This is a genomic window from Sinosporangium siamense (assembly GCF_016863435.1).
GTDB lineage: Bacteria > Actinomycetota > Actinomycetes > Streptosporangiales > Streptosporangiaceae > Sinosporangium > Sinosporangium siamense.
In genome coordinates, this window is the sequence record NZ_BOOW01000035.1 from 39,616 (window position 1) to 57,185 (window position 17,570).

Sequence of the window (17,570 nt, forward strand, 5' to 3'; positions counted from 1 at the left end):
GCAGGCGGCCCGCTCCCGGGAGGGAGGCGGGCCGCCATCGTTTATGCGGGCTCGTCCACATGGGACGCCCCGCCGGCGCGGCCGGGTGCCCTCCGGCACCCGGCCGCCGTGAGGCTTCGCCGTACGGGCCTCTGAGAGGCGCTCAGACGCCCGTCGGCTTCGGGGTGGCGTCGACCCCCGCCTCCTTGCGCTGGTCGCCCGTGATGGGCGTCGGGGCGCCGGTGAGCGGGTCGAAGCCGGAGGCGGTCTTCGGGAAGGCGATGACGTCGCGGATCGACTCGCCGCCCGTCAGCAGCATGCAGACGCGGTCCCAGCCGTAGGCGATGCCGCCGTGCGGCGGCGGCCCGTACTTGAACGCCTCAAGCAGGAAGCCGAACTTGGACTCGGCCTCCTCCTTCTCGATGCCGAGCACCTCGAACACGCGCTGCTGCATCTCGGCCCGGTGGATACGGATCGAGCCGCCGCCGATCTCCATGCCGTTGCAGACCATGTCGTAGGCGTAGGCGAGCGCCTCCTCCGGGTGGTCCTGGAAGTTGTCGGCCCACTCCGGCTTCGGACCGGTGAAGGGGTGGTGCACGACGGTCCAGCCGACCTGCTCGCCCTTCTCGTTGATCGCCGGCTCGAACATCGGCGCGTCGACGATCCACAGGAACGCCCACTGCGACTCGTCGATCAGGCCGCAGCGGCGGCCGATCTCCAGCCGCGCCGCACCCAGCAGGTCGCGCGAGGCGATCTTGGCCCCGGCCGCGAAGAAGACCGCGTCGCCGGGCGAGGCGCCCACGCGGGCGGCGAGGCCGGCCCGCTCGGCCTCCGAGAGGTTCTTGGCGACCGGGCCGCCGAGCTCGCCGTCCTCCTGGACGAGGACGTAGGCGAGGCCGCGCGCGCCGCGCGACTTGGCCCAGTCCTGCCAGCCGTCGAGCTCCTTGCGGGTCTGGGAGGCGCCGCCCGGCATGACGACCGCGCCGACATAAGGCGCCTGGAACACCCGGAACGGGGTGTCGGCGAAGTAGTCGGTCATCTCCACGAGCTCGCAGCCGAACCGGACGTCCGGCTTGTCCGAGCCGTAGCGCGCCATCGCCTCGGCGTAGGTCATGCGCGGCAGCGGCGAGGGCAGCTCGTAGCCGAGGATGTCCTTCCAGAGGCGACCGATCAGCGCCTCGCCGAGGGCGATGACGTCGTCCTGGTCGGCGAAGGACATCTCGATGTCGATCTGGGTGAACTCCGGCTGCCGGTCGGCGCGGAGGTCCTCGTCGCGGAAGCAGCGGGCGAGCTGGTAGTAGCGCTCAAGGCCGGAGACCATCAGGAGCTGCTTGAACAGCTGCGGCGACTGGGGCAGGGCATACCAGCTGCCGGGCTGGAGGCGGACCGGCACCAGGAAGTCGCGCGCGCCCTCGGGCGTCGAGCGGGTCAGCGTCGGCGTCTCGACGTAGACGAACCCGTGGTCGTTCATCACCTCGTTGGCGATGTAGGTCGCCTTGGAGCGGATCCGCATGGCCTCGGCGACCTGGGAGCGGCGGATGTCGAGGTAGCGGTATTTCAGCCGCGCCTCCTCCGACACGCCGGTCGACCCCTCGATGGGGAACGGCAGGGGGGCCGACTCGCTCAGCACCTCGACCGTCGACGCGACGACCTCGATCTCGCCGGTCGGCAGATCGGGGTTCTCGTTGCCCTCGGGGCGCACGCGGACCTCGCCCACGACCTTGACGCAGTATTCGGAGCGCAGGTCGTGGGCGTGGTCCTCCTCGCGGAAGACCACCTGGGCCGAGCCGGAGGCGTCTCGCAGGTCGATGAAGACGACGCCTCCGTGGTCACGGCGGCGCGCCACCCATCCGGCCAGGACTACCTGGGTCCCGGCGTGCTCTCTGCGGAGCGATCCGGCCTCGTGCGTGCGGATCATTGGGTCAGTCTCTCCTTAAGCGTGGTCACGATCTCGGCGAGCGGCACCGCGGCCTGCTCGCCGCTGGCGAGGTCCTTCACCTGGGCGGCGCCGGCGGCGAGATCGCGCTCGCCGATGATCACCGCGTAGGTCGCCCCCGACCGGTCGGCGCCCTTCATGGCCCCCTTGAGCCCCTTGCCGCCGAAGGCCATGTCCGCCGTGACCCCGGCCCGGCGCAGCTCGATGAGGAGCGAGAAGAGCAGGCGGCGGGCCTCGTCGCCGAGGGCCACGCCGTACACTTGCACGCCGCCGGACGAGCGCGGCGCGGCCAGACCCTCGGCCTCAAGCGCGAGCACGGTGCGGTCGACGCCGATCGCCCAGCCGACGCCGGGCAGCGGCGGGCCGCCGATCATCTCGCTGAGGCCGTCGTAGCGCCCGCCGCCGCCGACCGCCGACTGGGAGCCGAGGCCGTCGTGGACGAACTCGAAGGTGGTGCGGGTGTAGTAGTCGAGGCCGCGCACCAGGCGGGGGTCGTCGGCGAAGGCCACGCCGGCGTCGGTCAGCAGAGACCTGACCTCCTCGTGGTAGCCCTTGCACGCCTCGCACAGGTGATCGGTGACGAGCGGCGCGCCGCCGAGCTGGGCGCGCACCTCGGGCCGCTTGTCGTCGAGCACGCGCAGCGGGTTGAGCTCCACCCTGGCCCGGGTGGCGTCGTCCAGGTCGAGGGCGCGCAGGAAGTCCTGGAGGGCGGCGCGGTAGGCCGGGCGGCAGGCGGCGCAGCCGAGCGAGTTGAGCAGCAGCCGCACCCCTGTCAGCCCGAGCGAGGCGAACCCCTCGGCGGCGAGCTGGATCAGCTCCGCGTCGAGCGCGGGGTCCTCGACGCCGAGAGCCTCGGCGCCCACCTGGGAGAAGTGGCGGTAGCGGCCCTTCTGCGCCCGCTCGTAGCGGAAGAAACTCCCGGAGTACCACACCTTGGCGGGCAGGGGGCCGTTCTGCAGGCCGTGCTGCAGGACCGCGCGCACCGTGGACGCGGTGCCCTCGGGCCGGAGGGTGATGGAGCGGCCGCCCTTGTCCTCGAAGGTGTACATCTCCTTGGAGACGATGTCGGTCGACTCGCCGACTCCCCGGGCGAACAGCGCCGTGTCCTCGAAGGTCGGCGTCTCGACGTAGCCGTAGCCCGCGCGGCGCACCGGCGCCGACATCGCGTCCCGGACGGCGAGGGCCAGTTCGGAACGGGGCGGCATCCAGTCGAATGTGCCCTTGGGTGCCTGAAAACTCATCTAGATCCCCCTGGTAGGACCGGACGGCGGCGCGAGGTCCCTGAGGTAGGGGTTGGTGGCGCGCTCGCGTCCGATCGTGGTCTGCGGTCCGTGACCGGGAAGGACCACCGTCTCGTCCGGCAGCGTCAGGCACTTTCTGGCCAGGCTGTCGAGGATGGTCGGGTAGTCGCCGCCCGGCAGGTCGGTGCGGCCGATCGAGCCGGCGAACAGCAGGTCGCCCGAGAGCATCACCTCGGGCTGGGGGAGCCTGAAGGTCACCGACCCTTTCGTGTGGCCTGGAGCGTGGTCGACGGCGATCTCCAGACCGGCGAGCTTGAGCACCTCGCCGTCGGCCAGCTCGCGCACGTCGTCGGGCTCGGTGAAGGTGAGCCCGCCGAAGAGCTGCTGGGTCATCGCCAGGGGAAGGCCCTTGCCCGGGTCCGCGAGCAGCTCGCGGTCCTCGGGGTGGATCCAGGCCGGCACGTCGCGGGCGCCGCACACCGGCACCACCGACCACATGTGGTCGAGGTGGCCGTGGGTGAGCAGAACCGCGACGGGCTTGAGCCTGTGCTCTCGCAGGATCTCGTCCAATCCGGGGACGGCGTCCTGGCCGGGATCGACGACCACGCACTCCTCCCCCGCCTCCGGCGCGACGACGTAGCAGTTGGCCTGGAAGGATCCTGCGGGAAAGCCTGCGATGAGCATCTGCCTCAGGTGATCTCGTCAAGAATGCGGATGGGAATGTAACCGAAGGGTACCGGTGCGGGTCGCCGGGCTGCGAACCATGACCCGAGGGCCGATACGATTCGCCCACCTCAGTTAGTTCATACACGGACACGCGGGAGGGCAAGGGCAGTGGGCACCGGCAAGGATCGCCAGCGGATGCTCGCACGCGAGCACCATGAGCGTCAGATGAAACGGCGCGCCGAGCGCGCGGCCAAGGCCAGGCGCAACGCCGTCATCGGCTCCACCGTCGGCGTGGTGGCCGTCGTCGGCGGCGTGGTCGCGGCCTTCGCGCTGATCGGCGGGCAGAACTCCGACACGAGCGCGCAGGCATCCCCCGACCCTTCGCAGAGCGCGCCGGCCGAGGCGGAGCCGACGGCTTACGATAAGAAGACCGGCACCTGCGGATATGCCGCACGAACCGAAGGCGCGACCAAGAGCGTGGGCCTGCCGCCCGGCACGGTCTCGGCAAAGCCCAAGACCATGACGGTCAAGACCGGCCTCGGCACGATCGAGGCCGAGCTCGCCGGCGACAAAGCACCTTGCACCGTCGGGTCGTTCGAATTCCTCGCCTCGAAGAAGTACTTCGACAACACGGTCTGCCACCGGGTGACCACGAAGGGCATCAAGGTGCTCCAGTGCGGTGACGCCCAGGCGAAGGGGGACGGTAAAAATCCCACGGACGGCCAGGGCAATCCCGGATACCGTTTTGTTGACGAAAACCTCCAGGGCGCCGAATACGTCAGGGGCGTGCTGGCGATGGCCAACAGCGGTCCGAACACCAACGGCAGCCAGTTCTTCATCGTCTATGGCGATGAGACCAAGTCGTTGCCACCGAACTTCACCCCATTCGGTACGGTCACCAAGGGAATGGAGATCGTGGACAAGGTCGCCAAGGCGGGTGTCGAGAGCCCGGAGGGCGACGGCCCCCCGAAGGAGCGCGTCGAACTGAAAAGCGTGACAATCTCTGGCAAGGACTGACGTAATACAACAAGGGACGACCAAACGTAGTCCCGAAGGGTCTGATTCAAGTGCGGGAGGACACGGTGAGCACCGACCCGTGGGGCCGGGTAGACGACGACGGCACCGTCTACGTGCGTACGGCTGAGGGAGAACGGGCCGTCGGGTCCTGGCAGGCAGGCGAGCCAGAGGAGGCTCTGGCGTACTACCGGCGCAAGTACGCCGAGCTCGCCACGCAGGTGGAGCTCCTCGAGCAGAGGGTCCGCGGCACCGACCTGCCTCCCGCCCAGGCGGAGGCCGGCATCGTCAAGCTGCGCGACGCCGTGGCCGAGGCCAAGGCCGTCGGCGACCTCGCGGCCCTGATGGGCCGCCTCACCGCGCTGACCGACCTGGTCGGCCAGCGCCGCGAAGAGGTCAAGGCGGCCCGCGACCACGCCCGGGCCGAGGCCAAGGGCGTCAAGGAGCGCATCGTCGCCGAGGCCGAGCGCATCGCCGAGGACACCACACACTGGAAGTCCGGCGGCGAGCGGCTCCGGCAGCTCGTCGAGGAGTGGAAGGCCGCCGAGCGCATCGACAGGGCCACCGAGGCGACGCTCTGGAAGCGCCTCTCGTCCGCGCGCACGGCCTTCGCCAAGCGGCGCAAGGCCTACTTCGCGGGCCTCGACGAGCAGCGCGAAGGCGTGCGCGCCGCCAAGGAGCGCATCGTCGCCGAGGCCGAGGCGCTCGCCGACTCGACCGACTGGAGCAACACCGCGTCGGTCTACCGCGAGCTCATGCGGCAGTGGAAGAGCGCAGGCCGGGCCTCGCGCGAGGCCGAGGACGAGCTGTGGACCAGGTTCAAGAGCGCTCAGGACCAGTTCTTCCAGGCCCGCTCGGCCGTCTACGCCGAGCGTGACGCCTCACTGGCCGCCAACGCCGAGATCAAGGAGCAGCTCCTGATCGAGGCCGAGAAGATCGTCCCGGTCACCGACGCCCGGGCGGCCCGCGCCACCCTGCGCGGCATCCTGGAGCGCTGGGAGGCCGCCGGCCCCGTGCCCCGCGACATGCGCGACCGCCTTGAGGGCGGCCTGCGCAGGGTCGACGAGGCCGTCCGCCGGGGAGAAGAGGCCGAGTGGAAGCGGTCCAACCCCGAGGCCCGCGCCCGCGCCCAGGACACCGTCAACCAGCTGCGCAGATCGATCGAGCAGCTTGAGGGCCGCCTCGCCAAGGCGACGGCCGCAGGCCGGGACAAGGACGTGAAGGAGGCCGAGGAGGCACTGGCGGCCCGCCGCTCGTGGCTTGAGGAGGCCGAGCGCACGCTCGCGGAGTTCTCCTGACCCGCACCTGAGCGCCCGACGGGGGCGGAGGACCTTCACCGGTCCTCCGCCCCCGTTCGTTTGTGAGGGGCACGACTGGGAGGGCACGATCTTCGTGTGCGGGGTCACCCGTACGGAGGATCTCGGCCATGTGTGCGGAATCGCGGTATGGACGCGCACCCCTCGAATTCGCCGGGTGTTTCGAGATGCGCGAAGGGCGCGGTGGGGGAAAGCGCTGAGGCCGGTGTGAACCGGGGCCCTTATGGGGGCTGAATGTGCCCGCGTTGTGTCTGAGCGCTTATCGAATCAGGCGCAGGCAGGTCCTTTCCCGCCCCTCACCGGCTATAGCGGCCCCTCCGGAGAGCTGAAAGCCCTCTCTCCGGTGCTGGAACTGCCTTTGCGGAAAACTACCCACAAGCTTTTTCTGCCCCGGGGAGAGGGCTTCTCAAGGCCGTCTTCACGACAGGCCATCGTCTTCACGACAGGCCATCGTCATGGCACGGCCCGCGGAGGCTTCGCCGTGCCCCCGCGGCGGGAGTCAGCTTCCCGCGCCGCTCACCCGGTAGACGTCGTAGACGCCCTGGACGTTGCGCACACCCTTGAGCACGTGGCCGAGGTGCTTCGGATCGCCCATCTCGAAGGTGAACTTGCTCACCGCCACCCGGTCCCGCGAGGTCGTGACCGAGGCCGACAAGATGTTGACGTGGTGGTCGGACAGGGTGCGCGTCACGTCCGACAGCAGCCGCGGCCGGTCGAGGGCCTCAACCTGGATGGCCACGAGGAAGACCGAGTCGTCGCTCGGCGACCAGCTCACCTCGACGAGGCGGTCGGGCTCGGACCTGAGCTGCTCGATGTTGGGGCAGTTGACCCGGTGCACCGACACGCCGTGCCCGCGGGTCACGAAACCGATGATCTCGTCGCCCGGCACCGGGGTGCAGCACCGCGACAGGCGCACCCACACGTCGGGGTCGCCCGCGACGACCACGCCGGCGTTGGAGCCGCTGCGAGGGCGGCCGCGCATGCGGGTGGGCATGGCGACCTCGGCGATGTCCTCCTCCGCGCCGTCGACGCCGCCGAAGGACTGCACGAGCTTCTGCACGACCGACTGGGCCGCTACGTGCCCTTCGCCGACCGCGGCGTAGAGCGAGGAGACGTCGGGGTAGCGCAGGTCGCGGGCGAGGGCGAGCAGGGCCTCACCCGACATGAGCCGCTGGAGCGGGAGCCCCTGCTTGCGCATGGCACGGCCGATGGCCTCCTTGCCCGCCTCGATGGCGGTCTCCCTGCGCTCCTTGGAGAACCACTGGCGGATCTTGTTGCGGGCGCGGCCGCTCTTGACGAACTTGAGCCAGTCGCGCGACGGGCCGGCGTCGGGCGACTTGGAGGTGAAGATCTCCACGGTGTCGCCGTTGCCCAGCCGCGACTCCAGCGGCACGAGTCTGCCGTTGACCCTGGCGCCGATGCAGCGGTGCCCCACCTCGGTGTGCACGGCGTAGGCGAAGTCGACCGGCGTCGCCCCCTCGGGCAGCGCCATGACCTGGCCCCGCGGGGTGAAGACGTAGACCTCTGAGACCGACAGGTCGAAGCGGAGCGACTCGAGGAACTCGCCGGGGTCGGCGGTCTCCTTCTGCCAGTCGAGGAGCTGGCGCAGCCACGCCATGTCGCTCATCGGCTTGATCTTGCCTCCGCCGCCACCCGCGGAGATCATCTCGTCCTTGTACTTCCAGTGCGCGGCCACGCCGTATTCGGCCCGGTGGTGCATGGCGTGGGTGCGGATCTGCAGCTCGACCGGCTTGCCCTCGGGCCCTATGACGGTCGTGTGCAGCGATTGGTACATGTTGAACTTGGGCATCGCGATGTAGTCCTTGAACCGGCCGGGCACCGGGTTCCATCGCGCGTGGATCGTTCCGAGGGCCGCATAACAGTCGCGCACCGTGTCGACGAGCACTCGGATGCCCACCAGGTCGTAGATGTCGTCGAAGGCGACGTCCTTGGCGATCATCTTCTGGTAGATCGAGTAGTAGTGCTTCGGCCGGCCCTTGACGGTCGCGCGGATCTTGGCCTGGCGCAGGTCGCCGGAGACCTCCTCGATGACCTCCTGGAGGAACAGGTCGCGGCGGGGGGCACGCTTGGAGACCATGCGGGCGATCTCGTCGTAACGCTTCGGATACATGAGCGCGAAGGAGAGGTCCTCAAGCTCCCACTTGATGGTGTTCATGCCGAGCCGGTGGGCCAGGGGGGCGAAGATCTCCAGCGTCTCCCGCGACTTCTGCTGGCGCTTGTGCTCGGGGAGGTAACGCATGGTGCGCATGTTGTGCAGCCGGTCGGCCAGTTTGATGACCAGGACCCGGATGTCGCGGGACATGGCCACGACCATCTTGCGCACGGTCTCGGCCTGGGCGGCGTCACCGAACTTGACCTTGTCCAGCTTGGTGACGCCGTCGACCAGCAGGGCGATGTTGTCGCCGAAGTCGCCGCGCAGCTCGTCGAGGCTGTAGGCGGTGTCCTCGACGGTGTCGTGGAGGAGGGCGGCGCAGAGCGTCTCGTCGTCCGTGCCGAGCTCGGCGAGGATCGTCGTGACGGCGAGCGGATGGGTGATGTAGGGGTCACCGCTCTTCCGCTTCTGGTCGCGGTGGTGGTAGGCCGCCATCTCGTAGGCGCGCTCGATCAGCCGCAGGTCGGCCTTGGGATGAGTCGCACGGACCGTCCGGAAGAGCGGTTCGAGCACTGGGTTCATGCCCCCACCCCCAAAGAGTCTGCGGCGAACACCCGTGCCGGTGGACGCGGACGAACCCAGGTCGCTCGCAGGCGCGAGTGCACCCGGACCGTCGCCTGCGGCGGTCTGGTCGGGTGCGACCACATCACGCGGCACACAGACTCCTTACGTTCGAGTCAGATCCCTCAGTGTATCCACGCCAGTGGAGAGGGAACCGTCCGAGAGGGCCGGTCAGACGATCACCAACGAGCGGAGGTCCACGTCTTCCAACCGGTCCCGGCCCTTGAGGAAGGCCAATTCCATGAGTACGGCGACGCCGACGACCTCGGCGCCCGCCCTCTTGACCAGCTCCACGGTCGCCCGCGCCGTGCCGCCGGTGGCGAGCACGTCATCGACGATGATCACCCGGTCTCCGGGAGCGAAAGCATCCCGGTGGACCTCGACGGTCGCGGAGCCGTATTCCAAATCGTAGGACGCCGCGAAGGTTTCGGCGGGCAGTTTGCCCTTCTTTCGCACTGGAACGAATCCCGCGCCCGCTCTGTAGGCCACCGGAGCGGCCAAAATGAAGCCCCGCGCCTCGATGCCGACGACCTTGTCGACCTCGGCGGCCAGGCGCGCCAGCTCGTCCACCACGGCGGAGAGGGCCACCGGGTCGGCGAGCAACGGTGTGATGTCTTTGAACAGCACACCCGGCTGAGGATAGTCGGGAACATCCCTGATCCGGTCGAGGATCAGGGAAGTCAGTTCGGTCATCGTTCACTCCTCAGGGGTAACGCACAGCGTCTTTCACCACATAGCGGGAAGATTCCCCGGTATCTCCGAAACAGCGTGGAACGGCGGAGGGCTTCACAGGCCCGGCGTGCGCGCCGGGCCCGTGAAGCCCTCGGGAACCGCGTGCGGCCGGCCGGCCCCGTAAAGGAGCCGGCCGGCCGTCGATCATCGTTTCTTACGCTTGTCGGAGGGCTTCTCGGCGGCCGGGCCACCCGGCGCCCCAGCGCTCACGGGCTCCCGGTCCCCTTCTTCCCGTCCCTTGGCGGAGGCTCCTGCCCCTTTGGAGCCGCTTTTGGAACCGCCCTTGGTGCTCGCCAGACGCTTGGCGAGCGCCTGGTATTTCGGCTCGCGCTCCTTCAGCAGGACCAGCAGCGGCGTTGCCACACACAGCGACGAGTAGGTGCCGACGATCATGCCGACGAACAGCGCCAGCGACAGGTCCTTCAGGGTGCCGGCGCCGAGCAGCGTCGTGCCGATGAAGAGGATCGCCGCCACCGGCAGGATCGCGACCAGCGTGGTGTTCAGCGAACGGATCAGCGTGTGGTTCAGCGCGTTGTTGGCCGCCTGCGTGTAGGTCAGCTTGGAGGTCGTGCCGAGCTTGGCCGTGACCTCCTTGATCATGTCGAACACGACCACCGCGTCGTACAACGAATAGCCGAGGATCGTCAGGAAGCCCAGCATCGTCGCCGGAGTGACCTCGAACCCCGACCAGGCGTAGACGCCCGCCGTGATGACGAGGTCGTGGATCAGGGCCACGACCGCCGCCAAGGCCATCTTCCACTCGAAGGCCAAGGTGAGATACAAGATGATCGCCAGCATGAACACGATCAGGCCGATGATCGCCTTCTCGGAGACCTCGCCACCCCAGGAGGCGCCGATGACGTCGACGCTGACCTGCTCGCGGTCGACCTTGAACTCGTCGGCGACAGCCGTGCGCACCTTGGTGACCGCGCCCTCGTTGAGGCTCTCGGTCGTGACGCGCCAGCGCTCACCCGCCGTCTGCACGATCACCTGGTGGGGCCCGGCCTCGGTGACCGTGGTGCGCACCTGCTCGATCGAGGCGGCGGGCGCGGCGAAGGTGAAGACCGAGCCGCCGCGGAACTCGACACCGAGGTTGAGTCCCTTGAACAGCAGACCGGAGAAGGACACGATGAGCAGCAGCGCCGACAGGCTGTACCACAACTTGTGGCGGCCGACGAAGTCGACGTTGATCTCGCCCCGGTAGAGGCGGCGAAGGAGCGACATCATGCCTCCTGCGGAGTGCTCGTGCGGACGGTGGTCTCGCTCATGCGCTCGGCGTCAAGCCCGGAGAGCTTGTGCCCCTTGCTGAAGAACTTCAAGCGTGCCAGCAGGGTCACAAGAGGCTTGGTGAACATGAAGACGAGCACCACGTCGATCAGGGTCGTGAGACCCATCGCGAACGCGAAGCCGGCGACGTCGCCCACCGAGAGGAAGTAGAGCACCACGGCGGCGATGAACATGACCGCGTCGGCCACGAGGATCGTGCGCCGCGCGCGGACCCAGGCGACCTCGACCGCCGACCGCAGCGACCTCCTGCCCTCCTTCATCTCATCTCGGATGCGTTCGAAGAACACGATGAAGGAGTCGGCGGTGATGCCGATCGAGACCACCAGACCGATGATGTGCGGCAGCGACAGGCGGAAGCCCGCGTTGTGCCCGAGCAGCACCACCGACTGGTAGGTCAGCAGCGCGGCGACCGCGAGGCTGAACACCGAGACGAGGCCGAGGCCCCGGTAGTAGAGCATCGAGTAGATGACCACGAGGATCAGGCCGATGCCGCCCGCGATGAGACCGCCCGTGAGCTGGTCGGCGCCCAAAGTCGAGGACACCGACACGACAGAGCTCTGGACGAACTTCAGCGGGAGCGCGCCGTATTTAAGCTGGTTGGCCAGATCGGTCGAGGTCTGCTGGTTGAAGCCGCCGGAGATCTGCGCCCGGCCGCCGGGGATCGGCTCCTGGATCACCGGAGCCGAGATGACCAGGCCGTCGAGCACCATGGCCACCTGGTTGCGCGGGGCCTGGGAGTTGAACGCGGTCGTTGTGATCTTGGACCACTCGTTGGCGCCCTGGCTCTTGAAGTCGAGCTGGACGATCCACTCACCCGTGGTGTCGGCGAGGCCGGAGCTGGCACTGTTGATCTGAGTGCCGGTCACCGCCGCCTTGTCGAGGATGTAGCGGGCGGCGCCGTCCTTGCTGCAGGCGGCGATCTGCTTGGCCGGGTCGTCCTGAAGACCCTGGCCGCGGTCCTTCGCCTCACACTTGAGGTCGCGGAACTGCTGGATCACCGCGGGATCGATGCCCGTCGTGTCGACGCCCGCGAGCGGGTCCTGCTGGTCGACGGGCGCGGTGGGGGCGGACGGCGTGGGCGAGGGGCTGCTCGTGGCCCTCGCGCGGGCCGTCCTCGGCGACGGCTCACCCGAAGGGGACGGGGAAGGCGCGGCGCTCGGAGAGGTCGGGCTCGCCAGCCCCGAGGAGACCGCACGCCCCGGGGGCGAGGCGCTCGCCTCCGGCTTGGCCGTCGCCGAGGGCGTCGCGGCGGGCCGCGACGAGCGCGAGGTGGGCGAGGCGGAAGGCGAGGCGGACCCGGAGGGCGTCGGAGCCGTGGTCGGGATCGCGGCCGGCGGAATCACCGCGGGCGCCTCCGCCAGCACCTGGCGGAACCTCAGCTCGGCGGTGGTGCCGACGAGTTTGATGACTTCCTCGCGCCCGGCGCCCGGCACCGAGATGACGATGTTGTCGCCCGACTTGGCCACCTGGGCATCGGAGATGCCGCTGCCGTTCACCCGGTCACGGATGATGTTGACTGCGAGGTCGAGGCTCTCCTGTGACGGAGGGCGGTTATCCGGGGTGAGAGGCGAAAGCGTTACGGTTGTGCCACCCGCGAGGTCAAGGCCGAGCTTCGGGATGAACGCCTGCTGCAGGATCATGCCCCCGCCCATGGCGAGGATGAGCGCCAAAAGCAGCAGGAGCGTGCGTCCTGGTCTGCTCTGGCCGCTGGTCGGTCGGGCCACTGGTCGTCAGTTCTTTCGGGTGTCGGGTGCGATGAGATGTGCCTTGATATCACTGAGCCTAAAAAGCCCTGAGCCTGTTAAGCACTGCGCCTTAAGGGCACCGAGCCTAATAAGCCCCGAGCCCGGTGAGGACCGAGTCCTCCTCATCCGCCTCCGCGAGTCAAGCTCGGCCGGGTGGCTCACCCGGCCCCGCCGTGCCCCAAACGAGCGGGGCCCGCGAACGCCGACGAGGACCGCTCACCGCGCCTCGTCGGCGCCGGTCAGGGGAGCTTGCCAGGTGTGTCGGGACCGTTGCCGGCCGACCCGCCCGGCTCCTTGCCGTCTTTCGCGTCCGCCTCGTCCTTGACGCCGTCGGCGCCAAGGTCCGAGTCGGAGCTCTCCAACGTCTCTTTGGCGTCCCCAGGCTCCAGGACACGGCCAATGGCGGCCTTGACCCAGCGTGTCTCCACACCGGGGGACAACTCGAGGATCACGTCCTCGTTGTCGACGGCGACCACCGTGGCGAACAGTCCCGTCGTGGTCATCACCCTCGTGCCGGGAACAAGGGAGTTCTGCATCTCAAGCTGCTCACGCTGCCTCTTGCGCTGCGGGCGGATCAGCAGGAAGTAGAACACCACAGCCACCAAGATCAGTGGCACGATCGAGGTAATGTCGCCCACAAGGGCCACCTTCCATGAGAAACAACCGGCGAGACGCCGGAGATATCAATTGCATAGATGCGGCCGCGCCGCTAAGCACGTCAGCCTACACAGGCAGCCAAGGCACGGAGTGTAGGCGAGCGTTTGTCAACCCGGCAACGAACCCACGTTCCGGCGCGCGGGGAAGTTCCCATTTCGCAACCGTTGTCATCATTCTGTGATCAAGACTCGACCCAAAACGATCGCCCCCACGCACCAATTCCGGTACACCGGGAGCCGCGGCCCGGCAGGGCACAACCCCGCGACACAACCACGTCGCACGACCACATTGTCACTCGACGCGGCACAACCACACCGACACGGGCAACCGTACGGCACAAGCCACGATGCCCCGCCCCTCACGCCCCCGCAACTTCACCGGATCTGGCCTCGACGCCAGCGACCTCCTCACCAGCCCACCGCACCGGACAGCCTTACCGGGCGGCCCACCAGGTGACCGCACCAGCCCACCGCACCGAATGACCGCACCGGACAGCCCCACCGGGTGACCGCACCAGCCCACCGCACCGGATGAGCGCATTGGGCAGCCCCACGGGGTGACCACAAGGGGTGGCCGCTCAAGCCGGGCCACTCAAGCTCGGTCGCTCCGAGGCAACCGCATGCCGGTCGCCTTGGCAGCACACCGGCCGGTGAGGCGGCCCCGATGCCGACGGCGATCGGCGTCGGACCGGCACTCGCCGCGGCGGGTCAAGGTGCGTCGTCCGCGGGATTGGCCCCGAATGCGTCGGGAGGTGGGGGGAGCCCCAAGTGGACCCACGCCGCCGCCGTCGCGACGCGCCCCCTCGGGGTGCGGGCCAGCAGGCCCTGGCGCACGAGGAACGGCTCGGCCACCACCTCGACCGTCTCAGGCTCCTCCCCCACCGACACCGCCAGCGTGGACAGGCCCACCGGCCCACCGCCGAACTTGCCGAGCAGCGCCCGGAGCACCGCCCGGTCCAGCCGGTCGAGCCCCTCCGCGTCGACCTCGTAGAGATCGAGTGCCGCGGAGGCCAGCTCCCGCGTGATCACACCGTCGGCGCGCACCTCGGCGAAGTCGCGCACACGGCGCAGCAGGCGGTTGGCGATCCGGGGCGTGCCCCTCGACCGCCTGGCGATCTCGTGGGCCCCGTCCTCGGGCAGCCCGATCCCGAGCAGCCGCGACGAGCGGTGCAGCACCCGCTCCAGCTCGGCCACCTCGTAGAACTCCATGTGCGCGGTGAACCCGAACCGGTCGCGCAGCGGCGCCGGCAGAAGGCCCGCCCTCGTGGTGGCGCCGACCAGGGTGAACGGCGCGATGTCCAGCGGGATCGCCGTCGCGCCCGGCCCCTTGCCGACCACGATGTCGACCCGGAAGTCCTCCATCGCGAGATAGAGCATCTCCTCGGCCGGCCTCGCCATGCGGTGGATCTCGTCGATGAACAGGACCTCACCCTCGGCGAGCGTCGACAGGATCGCCGCGAGATCCCCGGCGCGTTCCAACGCCGGCCCGGAGGTCACCCGCAGCGGCGCCCCCAGCTCAGCCGCCACGATCATGGCCAGCGTCGTCTTGCCGAGCCCCGGCGAACCACTCATCAGCACGTGATCCGGCGGCCGCGACCGGCGAAGGGCACTCTGCAACACCAGCGAGAGCTGCTCACGGACACGGCCCTGCCCGATGAACTCGTCAAGCCTCTTCGGCCGCAACGCGGCCTCGATCAGCCGCTCGTCGCCCTCGGCGTCGGGAGACACCAGCTCCCTGTCCGCACTCACCGCCGCTTTCCCTCCAGACCACCACACGATGCCGACCACATGTCCGCACCCACCCCTGACTGCATGAGCCTCCGAACCACATGGTCCTGAAACGCCGCCCGGCCAGGCAACTGCCGTACACTCACCGGCGACCACCTCCCCGGAGACCGCTAAAGCAGCCATCAGGCGAACGCCTCCAGAACCGGACACCCGTCCGAGCACCACCCGGGAGACCGCCAAAGCAGCCATCCGAGGAACGCGCCCACGGCGCCGATGGCCACCACGCGCTCACCACCGCCCACCTCCCGGAAGACCACTGAGGCAGCCGTCCAGGGAACGCGCCCACGGGGCCGAGGGCGCGCTCACCGCCGCCCACCTCCCAGAGGACCGCTGAAGCAGCCATCGGGCGAACGCCTCCAGAACCGGACACCCGTCCACCCACCTCCCGGAAGACCGCCGCAGCCATCCGAGGAACACGCCCACGGGGGCGAGGGCGCGCTCACCGGCGGCCACCTCTCAGCGGACCGCCGGAGCAGCGATTCGGGGAACGCATCCCGAGCCAGGACCACGCGATCAACGTCGTCCACCTCCCGGAGGGCCGCTGAGGATGCGCAGAGCCGATTTGAGGAGGGCGGCCACCTGAGGGGTGCGGCCGAGGGCGAGTTCGGCGTCGGCCTCTCGGGCGACCAGGGCCACCGCCTCGTCGGCGTCGCGTGCCGTGTAGCCCAGGCCGACGAGGCCCGTGTGAACCTGATCGCGCCACGGCGGGGTGGGGGCGTGGCCGTTGACGGAGGCGACGACCGGCTCGCCGGGTGCGCCGAGCTTGTCCTTGAGCTCCAGGACGATCCGCTGGGCGCCTTTCTGCCCGATGCCCGGCACCTGGGTGAGCGCCTTGAGGTCGCCCGAGGCCACGGCGAGACGTAGTGCGCCAGGAGTGTGCACGGCCAGCATGGAAAGAGCGAGCCGGGGACCGACGCCGCTCGCGGTCTGAAGCAGCTCGAAGACCACGCGCTCGTCGTCGTCGGCGAACCCGTAGAGCGTCAGCGACTCCTCACGCACGACAAGCGAGGTGGACAGCCGGGCAGTCTCACCCACCCGAAGCGTGGAGAGCGTGCCCGGTGTGCAGTGCACCTGGATGCCCACCCCGCCGACCTCGACGACGGCCGATCCGAGACTCTTGGCGGCCACCCGCCCCGCCACCGACGCGATCACGACAGGGCTCCTCTCCGCATTGGGCACACCTCACGCCCGGCCACGGCACGCACCGCCCCATAAGACACGCTCATGACACCCCTCCTCCACGAAACCGACGCACCCCAGCGTCACCTGTCACACCCCGCGAGCCCACCCCGGTCACGACACCGCACCCCGCCATATAGGCCACACAGAGCTCCACCACACAAAGCCTCGCCATACAGAGCCGCACTGCACAAAGCCCGGCCGGTCACGACGCGCTGCCCCTGCGGATCCGGCTGGGCGGCGCGCTCGCGCGGGCCTTGGCGATGGCGTCGGCCATGCGGTTGGTGAGACCGCCGCGCCAGACGTGGCAGATGGCGAGGGCCAGGGCGTCGGCGGCGTCGGCGGGTTTGGGCATCTCGGCCAGGCGCAGCAGGCGTGTCACCATCAGGCCGACCTGCTTTTTGTCCGCTGTGCCGCTGCCGGTGACGGCGGCCTTGACCTCGCTCGGGGTGTGGAGCGCGACGGGGAGGCCGCGGCGGGCGGCGCAGGTGATCGCGACCGCGGACGCCTGGGCGGTGCCCATGACGGTGCGCAGGTTGTGCTGGGCGAAGACCCGCTCGACCGCCAGCACGTCGGGCTTGTGCTGGTCGAGCCAGCGCTCGATCTCGGCCTCGATGGCCACGAGCCTGACCCCGATGTCGTCGTCGGCCGCCGTGCGGACCACCCCCACGTCGACCAGGGTCAGCGGTGCGCCCGGACGCCCTTGGACCGCTCCGAGCCCACATCGGGTCAACCCCGGATCGACTCCCATCACGCGCAACTCGGGCAGACGCACCGGCACCGCCTCCCCCGCGAAATCACCGGCATCCGACCGGACACCGAACACCTGTTCGGCCCCGAACTCTACCCCTCCCGGCCGCCCGGCGCACGGCGAACATGCCCTGCGCAGCCACGAATCGAGAGGTAGTCAATCATGTACGGCCCCGCCACCGGCCCGGCGCACGCCCGAGGTCAGGGCACAAACCGCGTGTTCGAACCTCATCTGGAATCCCGGGTCCCCGAAGGTGCGCCGCACCAGTCGCGGGCGTCTACGGGCCCGGTGGGCGGAGGCCGGCGTCACAGGCACCGGCGCCCCCCAGTCGCGCCCAGCGTCACCCGGCCACACCCAGCAGCGCCCGGCGTCACCCGGCCGCAACCGCAGGGACGGCCACCTACCGTGACGCCCAGCGTCGCCCGGCCACACCCGGCGTCGCCCAGCAGCGCCCGCAGGGACCGCCACCTGCCCGCGACGCCCGGCCACGCCCAGGAGCGCCCAACATCTCCAGCCCCGCCCAGCGTCGCCCAACCGCGACCGCGG

13 protein-coding genes are annotated in these 17,570 nt (G+C 69.5%); 2 read left to right on the forward strand and 11 right to left on the reverse strand.

Going from position 1 to position 17,570, the window contains the following annotated elements; all coding sequences use genetic code 11:
* Window positions 1-142 precede the first annotated feature (142 nt).
* The 3 genes from aspS to Ssi02_RS27030 are packed head-to-tail and all read right to left on the reverse strand — an operon-like array spanning window position 143 to window position 3,840.
* Window positions 143-1,897 carry an aspartate--tRNA ligase gene (gene aspS, locus Ssi02_RS27020; RefSeq protein ID WP_204030388.1) on the reverse strand — a complete coding sequence of 585 codons (1,755 nt, stop codon included), beginning with the start codon at window positions 1,895-1,897 and terminating at the stop codon, window positions 143-145.
* Window positions 1,894-3,156: a histidine--tRNA ligase gene (gene hisS / locus Ssi02_RS27025; protein WP_204030389.1), complete on the reverse strand. Its 1,263-nt coding sequence runs from the start codon at window positions 3,154-3,156 to the stop codon at window positions 1,894-1,896. The genes aspS and hisS overlap by 4 nt, the downstream gene beginning before the upstream one ends.
* Window positions 3,157-3,840 (reverse strand): MBL fold metallo-hydrolase, encoded by a 684-nt coding sequence (locus Ssi02_RS27030; RefSeq protein ID WP_204030390.1) that lies wholly within the window; start codon window positions 3,838-3,840, stop codon window positions 3,157-3,159. It lies immediately after the preceding gene.
* 150 nt (window positions 3,841-3,990) lie between these two features.
* On the opposite strand from Ssi02_RS27030, the gene Ssi02_RS27035 reads away from it, so the two are divergent.
* On the forward strand, window positions 3,991-4,839 hold the full coding sequence (locus tag Ssi02_RS27035; RefSeq protein WP_239129770.1) for a peptidylprolyl isomerase: 849 nt from the start codon (window positions 3,991-3,993) through the stop codon (window positions 4,837-4,839).
* A 65-nt stretch (window positions 4,840-4,904) separates the two neighbouring features.
* Window positions 4,905-6,134, forward strand: a complete 1,230-nt coding sequence (locus Ssi02_RS27040) for a DUF349 domain-containing protein (RefSeq protein ID WP_204030391.1) — start codon at window positions 4,905-4,907, stop codon at window positions 6,132-6,134.
* Between the two features lie 517 nt (window positions 6,135-6,651).
* Here the strand turns inward: Ssi02_RS27040 and Ssi02_RS27045 are convergent.
* The 8 genes from Ssi02_RS27045 to ruvC form a co-directional block, all read right to left on the reverse strand.
* Window positions 6,652-8,847, reverse strand: coding sequence for a RelA/SpoT family protein (locus Ssi02_RS27045; RefSeq protein ID WP_204030461.1), 2,196 nt, complete (start codon window positions 8,845-8,847; stop codon window positions 6,652-6,654).
* Window positions 8,848-9,057: 210 nt separating this feature from the next.
* Entirely contained in the window at window positions 9,058-9,579 is a 522-nt protein-coding gene (locus tag Ssi02_RS27050; protein WP_204030392.1) for an adenine phosphoribosyltransferase, read from the reverse strand.
* Window positions 9,580-9,762: 183 nt separating this feature from the next.
* Window positions 9,763-10,842, reverse strand: a complete 1,080-nt coding sequence (gene secF / locus Ssi02_RS27055) for a protein translocase subunit SecF (RefSeq protein WP_239129774.1) — start codon at window positions 10,840-10,842, stop codon at window positions 9,763-9,765.
* Window positions 10,842-12,629, reverse strand: coding sequence for a protein translocase subunit SecD (secD, locus tag Ssi02_RS27060; RefSeq protein WP_307825796.1), 1,788 nt, complete (start codon window positions 12,627-12,629; stop codon window positions 10,842-10,844). The genes secF and secD overlap by 1 nt, the downstream gene beginning before the upstream one ends.
* Window positions 12,630-12,889: 260 nt before the next feature.
* On the reverse strand, window positions 12,890-13,288 hold the full coding sequence (gene yajC, locus Ssi02_RS27065) for a preprotein translocase subunit YajC (protein WP_204030394.1): 399 nt from the start codon (window positions 13,286-13,288) through the stop codon (window positions 12,890-12,892).
* 726 nt (window positions 13,289-14,014) lie between these two features.
* A complete protein-coding gene (gene ruvB, locus Ssi02_RS27070; protein WP_204030395.1) occupies window positions 14,015-15,055 on the reverse strand; it encodes a Holliday junction branch migration DNA helicase RuvB in 1,041 nt (346 codons plus the stop codon).
* A 552-nt stretch (window positions 15,056-15,607) separates the two neighbouring features.
* On the reverse strand, window positions 15,608-16,246 hold the full coding sequence (ruvA, locus tag Ssi02_RS27075; RefSeq protein WP_204030396.1) for a Holliday junction branch migration protein RuvA: 639 nt from the start codon (window positions 16,244-16,246) through the stop codon (window positions 15,608-15,610).
* Between the two features lie 232 nt (window positions 16,247-16,478).
* A complete protein-coding gene (ruvC, locus tag Ssi02_RS27080) occupies window positions 16,479-17,033 on the reverse strand; it encodes a crossover junction endodeoxyribonuclease RuvC (RefSeq protein WP_204030463.1) in 555 nt (184 codons plus the stop codon).
* Window positions 17,034-17,570: the final 537 nt, after the last annotated feature.